The sequence below is a fragment of the Candidatus Brocadia sp. genome (assembly GCA_021646415.1).
In the GTDB taxonomy this organism is placed as follows: Bacteria; Planctomycetota; Brocadiia; order Brocadiales; family Brocadiaceae; genus Brocadia.
The window spans coordinates 1-11983 of sequence record SOEU01000012.1 but is presented as its reverse complement, the minus strand read 5'-3'; the positions used below and the strand labels follow the sequence as shown (position 1 = coordinate 11983).

The following is an 11983-nucleotide window of genomic DNA, read 5'->3' as shown; positions in this document are numbered from 1 at the left end:
TTTTCAGGCTTTTATGCGCGTTTACTGTGTTCGGTATGCCTTGATTTTACCAGTAATCTCTGGGTCATTCAAAGGAATTTAATCTTTGTCCCTTTTCACCATTTTTCGATATCTTTTTATGATTCGGTACGACAAAAGTACCGGGTTTTTTACAACACTGGAAAGTAACAACGTATTTACAAGACATAGATCTGATGCAGATAAAACTGAAGGAGTTTTTGCACGGCATGGTATGAAAAGGTTCTTTTTCATGCCTTTTTGTAAGCTTTTCTTCGTGACCTTCGTGTTTTGTGGTTAAAACTCTTTTCGGGGAATGCGAAAGAAAAAAAATCCCGAAGGGATGATATGCTTATAGGAAAAAACCGCAATACATCATATAACCCCGAAGAGGTGGAATATAATAGCAAGAACAACAATAACAAGAATATATTATCTCTTCGGGATTAAAAAACCATTGGTTAATAAAAAAAGAATTATATAAAGAATTCATTTTACTGGGCAGGCAAATGAAAAGCGATGTTGAACTTCTCATGCAACAAGAATGGAAAGAAAATCATGCTGCCTCAAACCTAAAAGAAATGGATGAACAAATTTCATTGCTCATTCGCAACCTCGAAGCTCAGTTTCGATCGGGGTGTGAAGGGGTTTCAAATGTCAGAACGAAATGCGTTGGAGTTATGCAACTCAATGTCTAGACCATTAAAATTACACAGATTCTTCAACCTCATAAGGTATGATTAAGATTGGTACATCAGGTTTTTTCTTTCCAGATTGGGTAGGTGCCATTTATTCTGCTAATGTAGGGAATCCCTTCTCCCTTGGCCCGATTAATCCTGGAGAGGCCATCCTGGGCGTAGGCTGTGGCGCAGGATTTGGCCTCATCGTCGCAAGTAGATTTATTGGTAAAACGGGACGGGTATGCGGAATTGACCTTACGCCGGAAATGGTAGAGAGCGCCCGGATGAACCTGAGATGAGCGGGTGTGTCTAATGGCGCAGTTCATCTTGCGGGTTCTGAAGCGATCCCTTACGACAGCGTCTTTGACGTGGTGATTTCCAATGGCGTGCTGAATTTCTTACCAATGAAGGAGAGGTGTTTTCGGGAGATATACCGCATCCTTAAGCCCAATGGCCGTCTTCGGTTTGCAGATATCGTCTTGAAGTTGGATCTTCCTGCCGGGATAATTAACAGTCTTGAGACTTGGTCGGACTGAATTGGGGGTGCGATCCCGGTTCGGGATCTTGTCGGGTTAATGAAGAGTGTGGGCTTTGTTCTGGTGGAGTATGCAGGGACGACCGGCATGATAACCTCCAGGTATACAATCGGAGCGACGTTTCGGACATGCAATGGTTCTTTTAAATGAAAGAAACGCCATTCCTAAACGAGTTTTTCATTTCCAAAGTATGGCTTATTTGAGAAAAATACAGTGCCTTATAAAAGAAATATTTCTGGTATATGACAAATTGATGAATAGTTTTTTTCGCTGTAACCCGGCGTCCTGGTGATCAGAAAAGTTGCCTCGGATCTGATTTACTACTGAATCATTGAATTGTTATCTTTTTTACAATGGATCCAATCGAATCAATAGCAGAGGCATGTTCAGAAAAGGAGGCTTTTCCCCCATTTTGAGATAGCCATTCTACAGAAACAGAATCATCTGACTGATTGAACGCAACATTTGCATAATTCGCCAGTGGATTATATAAAAACTTTATTTGAGCAAGATTTACTCCCGCTTTGTATAGTTGATTAATAATAGTTTCAAGGCTCTTATCATGGGTGGCAATTATGACAAATTGTAGGTCCTTCAGTTGGTATGGATAGATGTCATAATATTGGATTCTCTTTATTAACTCTTCCAGAAGGCACGTTTTTTTCCCCCATGGCAAATATTTTACCAGGAGAGGTTTTTGATAAATTTCGTCTGTTGGGCTAATATGGACAAGATACCCAAATTTTTTTGGATAATAAATGATTATTGAAGTACACGGTCCAACCCCTTGCGTTTCAAGTACTTCTCCCGATCTTGTCATACAGAACTCATTCATATCAACCCTTTTCCCTTTTTTGTCCCTGCTCATTTCTTTTCCAGATGCGTTAATTTTGGAAGCCATGTTGGTATAATACTCTACTATCCTGGGAAGGTAGAATTTTTTATGTCTTTGATAATGATTTGAAACAGCTTCGTCTTCGTCAATCTCAGCAATGATTATCCAGGAATGCCCGAAGACATCAAATTGTTCGAAAGAACTGAGAACCCTTACGCCCCGGTAATCATTTATTATCATTTTCCCGGTTTCTCTGGTAAGGGCTAATCTGATAGCTTCTGTATCGATTTTCAGTTTGAGAATAGTACTGTCTTCAATAAACCTCGAATCGGTTAGCATGAGTTTGTTCTTGTTTACAAGGTAAACTTCACCAGTCCTCCCCAGACCTTCATGATCAGAAAGTATGGCGTTGATTTTATTGATGGGGAATTGGAGTGCCAACCACCCGAGCATTTCGTTGTTTTCCTGTACTGGTTTCAGAAAAAAGGCAGCGGGCTCGTCTGATGGGAAATAAAATTCATAATCCACAAATTCACTATCCGGATTATTTTTCATGTGCTTTGCCAGTTGCGTATCAGAGAATTGTCCGGTAAAAAGATTTGTGTGGTAGTCTGCCTCATGTTTGATACTGTGAAAAACAAAACCCTTATTGTCTACGAAAAGGATATCATAAAAATCTCCATATTTTTTTACATAATGCACATCCATTTCATACTCTAACTTGTAAAGAGATGGGGCATCTGCCCTCGTTGGATTTGAATTATAGTAGTTTCTCATTACAGTGAAACAATGTAATATTTTATCGTCTTTGTTCACCCCATGAACTGTTTGTTTTATCTTGTTAAAATAGTCGATTATTTGCCTTTTCTTTGTTATTTTGATGTTATCGAGGACGCCGAAATATGTTTCTGTCTCGTCATGCTGCGGTGATTGAGCACAACCGAAAAGAACAAGAAGTAGAAAATTGCATGTTATCAAACAAGCAATGTTTTTGGATGTTTTGAGGGTATTCATCAATAGAGTTTTCACACTATCTCCATCTAAATAAAATGAAAATTCCTAACCTGAACAAGTCGGAAAAGACAAAATCAGAGGCACGAAATTCGTGAGTCAACCCTGTCAGGGTTTAGAACCCTGACAGGGTTAATTTTAAGTTGCATGGTCTAAATGCATTGACTTTTCTTCCATACACAGATAAACAGGAACGTCTTTACTGCGCTTGCGAATCCAGGATGTCATATTTTTGTATATGAAAGCCCTAACATCCCGTGGATATCTGAGTTTGCCATCGTGGCCAACGAAAAATTCCTCATCGAGTATTGTGTTATCTGGAAAACGATTTTCAATGATCTTTTTCAGTCGTGGTGTCATGCGCAGTGTTCCAAGACTTATCCATGCGATATCTCCTCCATCGATGGTATCAAAGATGTCATTAATCAATGTTTCATAATCGGCTTCCCATTCTGGGTAGTAAATAATCGGGTCAAAATGGAAGGCGACCCTGTATCCGCAATCAACGCATTTCTGTGCAGCTGCTAAACGTTGAGGTAACGTAGCGGTAAAATATTCAACGGTGTCCACAATAAGCTGGGGGTTCATTGACCAGGAGACGACTATATTGTTTGCCCCCGGCACTGAGGTCAAAAGCCCGATATTATCGCTCTTTGTTTTAAACTCGAACGTGCTTCTGGGATAGTGACGAAAGAATTCGACGATCTGCGGTGAGTATCCTGTAATGTGATCAAAGATCAGAGAATCGGTTAACTCGCACGAGCCGCAACGGATGTCATGCTTCAAATTCTGAAAAGCCAAAAAAAAGTCCTCGATATTGGCTGGCAGGATAATGCCGGGTGAATTGATATAATCCTGCAAAACACAATAAGAGCATTCATACACACATCCACTTCCCAGATTAACAATAAAATAACCACATGATGCAGATTTGCTGGAACAAGGACACCGTTTATAGAAATCATAGTTCTCGCGCACAAGGTAAAAATTCTCTGACCTTCTGTTATAGTCTTCGATGCTAAACTGTTTCTTCTCCGTATGTTCTTTATAAGTCTTGATTATTTCAATATTGCTCTTTGGGAATTGAGCTACTACCCTTTTCACCATTTCAGTATGCAAAACAGATTCTTCTATGAACAGATTTCCGGGGTTGATCCGCGGTTTCAAAGTAACATCCACTTGCAATGCCGGATTAATGCTAATATCGGGAAAAGACGGCCTGATTTTATGGCCCTTAACGGCAAGAGATGGATAACGTCGTTTCAGAAGATAATCTTTCAGCAGGGAAAATCGACTTGGTGGTTTTGGCAAGCGCTCAGCTACCTCTGTATAATCTATGCGTTCACGCTTGGCAATCTCAAACAGAAGCCGGGAGACCTCTTGCTGTTTATTTACGCCGAGGTAAGGGTAGTTTGTATTGACAAAAGTCTTGATTTGTTCAGGATTGATAATCACAGTAATATTTCATCTGAAATTATCCCTCACTTTTATCATCTCCTGCAAGGGGGTGAGGAATCTTTTCTGCAAACGATGGGAAGACTTTCAGGGAGGGGATATATTCCCATGCGCTTCTGCGAGCCTTCCGATCATAAAGGTTTACATTGAAAATTATTTTGTTGTATTATTGTGATAAATGTGTCATCAAAATGTCAAAATAATTTTCTAAAAAAGTATTAAACAATTCCTGGAATATTCCGATAATAAAAAATGCTTCATGTCATTCTTTTTATAGATCAGGACGGTATGAGAATATCATTTTCCAGTTCCGGCTGTATCCATAAACCCTCATCAATATAAGGAGGAAATTATAATGATAGGCAATATTACGCCAAAAATGTCCGTTGATAATAATATAGAGATGGTAAAAAAAGCTATGGACTTCATGAAGATGCAGGGTGAAACGGTATTAAAGCTCATCGAAGAACAAAAACAGGCAAATGAAAGTTTTAGCAATCCAGAAGGGGTTGGTAAAAATGTTGATGTTTATGCTTAAATGAGTTTAGATCCGAAATTGTTGTGATAAAACTATCCGGAAATTCATCTTTGATGTTTCACCATCGAAAGATGAATACAAAGCATACTTTTGAGTATGTAATTATTTAAAGATTTTCCACTCTTCTTTACTTCCACCCTTTTCACTCGTATCCCATACCTTACCGGCACACCCTAAATTTTTTGATTGGGAATGTGAAATTGCGTTCACGTAAGGATAAACTTGACAAAAGCAGGTGTGAATCTTATAATCCCAAAGTGCCTGACATTTCAGAATGAGAACATGTTATTGTTTACAATTATTGACATATTTTCCATAAAAATTCTCGAAGAAGGATAACTACGTTGCTTCAAATATCTTCATCTTATTCCCTTGCCCTTTGTGAAATATTGGTCATTGATTGTTTCAACGATTAAAGGGTCACTTCATTAAATACCGCAAATAGCTTAAATTGTAAATAGAGTAGTATTGTTGGAAATGTATAGCCGTTGATAACGGAATAATTTTAAAAAATGATTGATAAATACTTATCTTGTATATTTATGAGAATCAGCGTTCAGATTAATTTAAGAATGAATTATGAGCAAACTGTTTGACACAATAAAGATCGGTCAGATGACTTTAAAAAACAGGATAATCATGTCTGCCATGGATCTGGGATTTACCTCGGATGGCACTATCAATGGCCGGATTATCAAATTTTACGAGGAACGGGCAAAGGGTGGCATCGGTTTTATTGTCGTGGGTGGTTGTTATCCGGAAATGAATGGTAAAGTCTGGAAGAGTATTATTGGGCTGGATAGGGATGAACTCATTCCCGGATTAAGAAGATTAACCGATACCATTCACTTGTATGACGTCCGTGTGGCAGCGCAACTTCTCCATGGTGGCAGAAGCGCATCGTCTTTTTTTACAAAGATGCAGCCTGTTGCGCCCTCCTCACTAACACATAGAAGTATTAAGCAGGAACCCCATGCCTTAACGGTTCCCGAGATCAAAATTGTTATTGATAACTATGTCAGTGCTACCGTGAGGGCAAAAAAGGCAGGTTTCGATGCCGTGGAACTTCACGGTGGGATGGGATATCTCATTAATCAGTTTCTCTCAAAAGCTACCAACAAACGTGATGATGAATACGGTGGAAGCCTTGAAAACAGGGCCCGTTTTGCCAGAGAAATGGTTCTTGCGATAAGAGAGACTGTCGGGAAGGATTATCCTATTATTTTTAGGATGTCAGGGGATGACTTTGTAGAAGAAGGGCTCAAGATAGACGAGAGTATAGAAATTGCCAGGATTTTAGAGAAGGCAGGTGTGGACGTCTTTAACGTATCTCCCGGCTGGCATGAGAGCAAGACGCCGATCATGCTGATGGTTATTCCGCGGATGGCTTATGTATTTCTTTCAGAGAAGATCAAATCTCAGGTAAAAGTCCCAGTGATTGCCTCTGTGAGGATAAATGATCTTCAATTGGCTGAAGAGATTTTAGATAATGAACAGGCCGATATGGTGTCTATCGGAAGACCGCTCATCGTAGACCCCGAATTACCGAATAAATATAAAAATGGGCAACTTGATGACATCAGGACATGTATTGCATGTAATCAGGGATGTTTCGATTCCCTGCTTAATTTTAAGCCCGTTTCCTGCACGTATAATGCAATAGCAGGACATGAGGGTGAATATAAGATAACCAGGACGAACAGACCCAAAAAAGTTGTAGTCGTGGGTGGTGGACCTGCCGGGATGGAAGCAGCCCGCGTTCTGGCATTAAGGGGACATGAAGTTACACTCTACGAAAGAAATAACCAGTTGGGTGGCCAATTACGATATGCCTTTATTCCTCCCGGACGTGAAGAAATACAAAATATTATAACGTATCTGGAAAGGCAGATTTCAAAGCTTCAGGTAAAGATAAAAACCGGAATGGAGGCAGATTTACAGATCATAAAAGAAGAGTGCCCTGATGCGGTAATTGTGGCTACGGGTGGGAATCCTATAATGCCTGGTTTCCCTGGAATAAAAGGGAAAAATGTATATGCTGCCAGTGCGGTATTGGATGGGGGGGTGTCCGTAGGGAAAGATGTTGTTATTATTGGAGGGGGAACGGTTGGCTGTGAAGTGGCTTTACATGCGGCCAGACAGGGTGCAATGAGACCGGATGTGGCTTGCTTTCTCCTCAAACAAAAGGTTATTGACGCCAAAGACGTAATTGAGTATACGACAAGGGGAAATAAGAATGTTACTATGCTGGAGATGAGGAAAAAAATAGGAGGTGGGTTTGGCATCTCCACAAGATGGATTATTCTCAAGGAGTTAAAAGATGCGGGTGTAAAAGAGATAACGGAAGTACAAGTAAAAGAAATTGTAAACAACCCCGGAGAAAACGGGCGAAGAAATGGGGGCGTGATATATGAAAAGAATGGAGAGGAACATTTTATCAAGGCCGATACCGTTATCATTGCAGTGGGATACAGCCCTAATACCGATCTACAAAAGCAATTGGAAGGTAAATTCCCGGAAACATACTTCATTGGCGATTGTGTAAAAGTGCGTACCGCACTTGAAGCCATTCACGAAGGGTTTGAAGTGGCTTTTAAAATATAAAAACATTCGGAAAATATAATTATGATTAAAGAATATTCACCATTTACGCCGGGTGTTCCTGTGCCATTAGAATTTTTTATTGGCAGAACCGAAGAAATACAAAGAAGGACAAAGAACGCGGACCCGGGAGTTACGAATTTACCAATGAACTTTATTATTTATTCTTCTGGTTACAAGCCCCTCCGAAATTATCTGGTGAATAAGTGCATATATATATATGTGTGTTTAAAACTTACATGAACAAATACTAAATTTGTAAATAAAAATGAAAGACATCCGTATGAACCGTGGTGATAACTCCGGTTATAACCACATCGAATTTGAAGAAATTTCCGGAGATAATGGTAAGGCAATTGGCATTATCTCCATGAAAAAACCTCCGCGAAACTCTATAGGTTCATGGCTTTTGGATGCCATTTACGACAAAATGGATCAATACGAGGGAGATGATAAGATTGGCGCTATTATCATTGCCAGCAAACTTAGGGGGGTCTTCAGCGATGGCGCTGACCGTGACGAGCTCTTTGGTTCCTGGATCTCTGGCCTTGTGGCCGAAAAAAACTACGAGCGGTTTAAACGCGCACATGACATGTTCGTAGAAATTGAAAATTGCAAAAAACCCGTTATCGCCGCTATTAACGGTGTTACAATCGGGGCAGGCCTGGAGCTTGCCATGCTATGTGACCTGCGCGTTGCATCAGAACTTTCATTTTTCAGTCTGCCAGAGGCAAAACCTGAATTGAGCATTATCCCAGGCCTGGGTGGTACACAGCGCCTGCCTCGCTATATTGGTGCAGCCCGTGCCAAGGAGATGCTGTTCCTGGGAAAGATGATTCGTGCCGAAACAGCCCTGGAGTGGGGTCTTGTCAACCAAATATCACCTCATAAAGAGGTGTTAGATCATGCCGTAACTTTGGCAAAGACTTTACTGGAAAGGGATGCGAGGGCACTCAAAGAGATGAAGAAGTGTATTAACTTTGCTGTAGAGAACGATATTCTCAAAGGCATCGAATATGAGGTAGGGCTCTTTGCAGAGATGATGCGCCTGAAGCTCGTGAACAAAAACAAACAAAATAACGATGGTACTCAACGAAGATAACTGCCATAATGTCTCTATGGCTATCGAAAAGGAATGGCTGGAGACCAACGGAATTGGCGGTTATGCCTCCTCTACGATAATCGGGGCCAATACAAGACGTTATCATGGTCTGCTCATGGCCGCAACGAGACCTCCCCTCGGACGTACCCTAATGCTCTCCAAATTAGAAGAATTTCTTTCCATAGAAGACAAAGAGTTTCCGCTGTCAACAAACCTCTATCCTGATGCTGTCTATCCTTCCGGATATAAAAATCTTACCCAGTTTAGCTTAACACCGTTTCCGACATTTCATTATTCTATCGACGGAATACATGTCAAAAAAATCGTGTTTATGGTTCATGGAGAAAACACTACCGTAATCCTCTATCAGGTAAAAAGTAGAGACAAACTGCCGTCCACCCTTACTATGAAGGTGAGAGTTATGGTAGCGTTTCGGGACTATCACTGGCTCACCAGGGAAAATCCGTCTTTTAAGACGGACTACAAAATTCTGGCAAATGGAATATGTTTACAACCTTACGATACACTTCCACCCCTGTATCTCTTTTTTAATGCACAATCAATGGATAATTCTTCATTTTGGTATAAAAATATGGAATATCCAAAGGAGATCGAACGCGGTATGGATGCCCACGAAGGCCACTTCAGTCCCTTTGCACTGCACTTTGATTTGAATAAAGGGACGGATTGCTATGTTGTGGCCTCTACAAAAGAATATGACACATTAGATGTTTTTGAATTATTAAATAAAGAAATAGACCGCAGGAAGAACATACTATTGAACTATCGTCTCAGCCAAACGGAAAATAGGGATCAGGGGTCGGGGATCAGGGATCAGAAAAAGGAACACGAACACCTGACACCTGGCACCAGACAGCCGACACCTTTCAACGAACTTGCCAAATTGGTTGAATCATTGTTGGCCGTCTCAGACAGTTTTATTGTGAAACGGGGAAATAATAAAAAGAGCATCATTGCTGGATATCACTGGTTTGGCGATTGGGGACGTGATACGATGATCTCACTACCCGGGCTTACTCTCATACGGGGCAGATTTGAAGACGCCAGAGAGATATTACTTTCCTATGCCCGGTTTGTTGACAAGGGGATGATACCTAACCGATTCCCCGATTATGGTGAGATGCCTGAATACAATACCGTTGATGCATCGTTGTGGTACATTCATGCTGTATACCAGTACCTGCGCCTTGCAAAGGATTTGGAGACTATTCGTAAGGATCTCTATAGTGTGTTAAAAGAGATCATTGAGTATTACAGGAAAGGGACACGCTATAACATTCATATGGATTCAGATGGGTTAATCCATGCCGGTGCCGAGGGAGTGCAACTAACGTGGATGGATGCAAAGGTGGGTGATTGGGTTGTGACTCCCCGCAGGGGAAAGGCCGTGGAAATCAATGCCTTGTGGTATAATGCCTTGAAAATCATGGCCTTCTTTGCTCGTGAGATGGATTTAAGCGAGGAAGGTAATGAGTATAATTCGCTGGCCCAAAAAGTAAGCGAATCATTTCATAACATCTTTTGGTTTGATAAGGGACAATATCTCTATGACTGTATCGACGGTGAAATAAGGGATAAGGCCATTCGACCGAATCAGATATTTGCCGTGAGCCTGCCATATTCGATGCTATCCATACAAAGACAAAGGAGCGTGATAGAAATCGTAAAAACACATTTATTAACACCGTATGGTTTGCGAAGCCTGTCACCGGAAGACAAAGACTACATCAATCAATATCATGGAAATCAGTATGAGAGGGACAGGGCGTATCATCAGGGTACGGTATGGGCATGGCTGATAGGCCCATACATTTCAGCCTACGCCAGGGTATATGCAGGCAGTGAAGATACCCCAAAATATCTCAAAGGATTATTCGGGCCGTTTTATGCACACTTATTTGAAGCGGGTCTGGGGACTATTTCTGAGATATTTGATGGGGACCCTCCGCATACACCCCGGGGGTGTATCTCACAGGCATGGAGCGTAGCGGAGATATTACGGGTTTATTTTGAACATATTTACGGGGCTTGACAATGAGTATTATAAAAATTGTTAAGACATGTCCGTAATCCGGTAACCATCCAGAATCTGGCATACGAATAGTTAACGAGAAGATTCGTATGTTTTAGCTTTTTTAGAAAAACTTCAACAGGGAATTCACTTTTCCCTGTGTTGATTTGAACAGGGAGTCTATTTACTCATAACCTTTACGGTTACTGTCATCTTAAGATCAGCTGATTCATCTTTAAATTTGATCTTTGCACCACCGATCCTGTCTGTAGCTGTAATCGTGAATCTGGCCTCGCCGTTAGCGTCTGTTACAGCACTGTTCGGTGTGATCGTTATCCGTTTTTTACCAGACCTAATATTCCACGTTATCATTTCACCTGGAAGAGGGGTACCGTTCTCACAGAACACTGTTATTGTTTCTTCGGCGCTTTCCTCTGTTTGTAGCCTTAGTCTTTTTGGAAACGCCACTAACAGGTTGGCTTCGCATGTTGGTGGCGGTGTCAGTGCGGGTGTTGGCGTTACAACAGATGACAATGCGAAATCAGCCCTGGTGTTCTTGCCTGTTATTACCGTAGCAGACTGGGATGCAGATGCATAGCCTGTTGCAGACGCAGTAAGGGTGTAATCTCCGGCAGCAATGTTGCGAAATGTGTAGGCACCGTTTTTGACCGTAGCGGTCGTAAGCCCCGTATCGGTCGATACCGTCGCACCAACAATACCTGCCCCTGTTCCTAGGTCTGTTACCTGACCTCCAAGGTTACCTGTTCCATGCGTCGGGGTTAACAATGGCGTTGGTATTGGTGTGGGTGTCCCTCCGGATGACAATGCGAAATCAGCCCTGGTGTTCTTGCCTGTTATTACCGTAGCAGACTGGGATGCAGATGCATAGCCTGTTGCAGACGCAGTAAGGGTGTAATCTCCGGCAGCAATGTTGCGGAATGCGTAGGCACCGTTTTTGACCGTAGTAGATGTAAGCCCCGTATCGGTCGATACCGTTGCACCAACAATACCTGCCCCTGTCCCGGTGTCCGTTACCTGCCCTCCGAGATTGCCTGTTCCGGGTGTTGGTGTGGGCGTCCCTCCAGATGTCAATGCGAAATCAGCCCTGGTGTTCTTGCCTGTTATTACCGTAGCAGACTGGGATGCAGAAGTGTAGCCTGTTGCAGACGCAGTAAGGGTGTAATCTCCGGCAGCAA

Annotated in this window: 10 protein-coding genes; 7 read left to right on the top strand and 3 right to left on the bottom strand. The window is 41.7% G+C overall.

The window, feature by feature from the left end:
• Positions 1-506 precede the first annotated feature (506 nt).
• From E3K36_10650 to E3K36_10640, 3 genes are read left to right on the top strand one after another with little or no spacing between them, the layout of a single operon-like run.
• A complete protein-coding gene (locus E3K36_10650; GenBank protein ID MCF6155692.1) occupies positions 507-695 on the top strand; it encodes a hypothetical protein in 189 nt (62 codons plus the stop codon).
• 38 nt (positions 696-733) lie between these two features.
• The gene (locus E3K36_10645) at positions 734-976 is read left to right on the top strand and encodes a methyltransferase domain-containing protein (GenBank protein MCF6155691.1); all 243 of its coding nucleotides are present in this window, start codon (positions 734-736) and stop codon (positions 974-976) included.
• Positions 977-982: 6 nt separating this feature from the next.
• Entirely contained in the window at positions 983-1213 is a 231-nt protein-coding gene (locus E3K36_10640) for a methyltransferase domain-containing protein (protein ID MCF6155690.1), read from the top strand.
• 328 nt (positions 1214-1541) lie between these two features.
• On the opposite strand, the gene E3K36_10635 is transcribed toward E3K36_10640, so the two are convergent.
• A complete protein-coding gene (locus E3K36_10635; GenBank protein MCF6155689.1) occupies positions 1542-3077 on the bottom strand; it encodes a hypothetical protein in 1536 nt (511 codons plus the stop codon).
• Positions 3078-3197: 120 nt separating this feature from the next.
• Complete coding sequence (locus E3K36_10630; GenBank protein ID MCF6155688.1) at positions 3198-4514, bottom strand: hypothetical protein; 1317 nt, start codon at positions 4512-4514, stop codon at positions 3198-3200.
• 355 nt (positions 4515-4869) lie between these two features.
• Here E3K36_10630 and E3K36_10625 point away from each other — a divergent pair, with 355 nt between their 5' ends.
• The 4 genes from E3K36_10625 to E3K36_10610 all read left to right on the top strand — a co-directional run bounded on the left by E3K36_10625 (position 4870) and on the right by E3K36_10610 (position 10808).
• Positions 4870-5052: a putative motility protein gene (locus tag E3K36_10625; GenBank protein ID MCF6155687.1), complete on the top strand. Its 183-nt coding sequence runs from the start codon at positions 4870-4872 to the stop codon at positions 5050-5052.
• Between the two features lie 579 nt (positions 5053-5631).
• Positions 5632-7656: an FAD-binding protein gene (locus tag E3K36_10620; protein ID MCF6155686.1), complete on the top strand. Its 2025-nt coding sequence runs from the start codon at positions 5632-5634 to the stop codon at positions 7654-7656.
• 265 nt (positions 7657-7921) lie between these two features.
• The gene (locus E3K36_10615) at positions 7922-8755 is read left to right on the top strand and encodes an enoyl-CoA hydratase/isomerase family protein (GenBank protein MCF6155685.1); all 834 of its coding nucleotides are present in this window, start codon (positions 7922-7924) and stop codon (positions 8753-8755) included.
• Positions 8736-10808 (top strand): glycogen debranching protein, encoded by a 2073-nt coding sequence (locus tag E3K36_10610; GenBank protein MCF6155684.1) that lies wholly within the window; start codon positions 8736-8738, stop codon positions 10806-10808. The genes E3K36_10615 and E3K36_10610 overlap by 20 nt, the downstream gene beginning before the upstream one ends.
• A gap of 159 nt (positions 10809-10967) precedes the next feature.
• Here E3K36_10610 and E3K36_10605 read toward each other — a convergent pair.
• Positions 10968-11983: carboxypeptidase-like regulatory domain-containing protein (locus E3K36_10605; GenBank protein ID MCF6155683.1), on the bottom strand; the 1016-nt coding region annotated here is incomplete at its 5' end.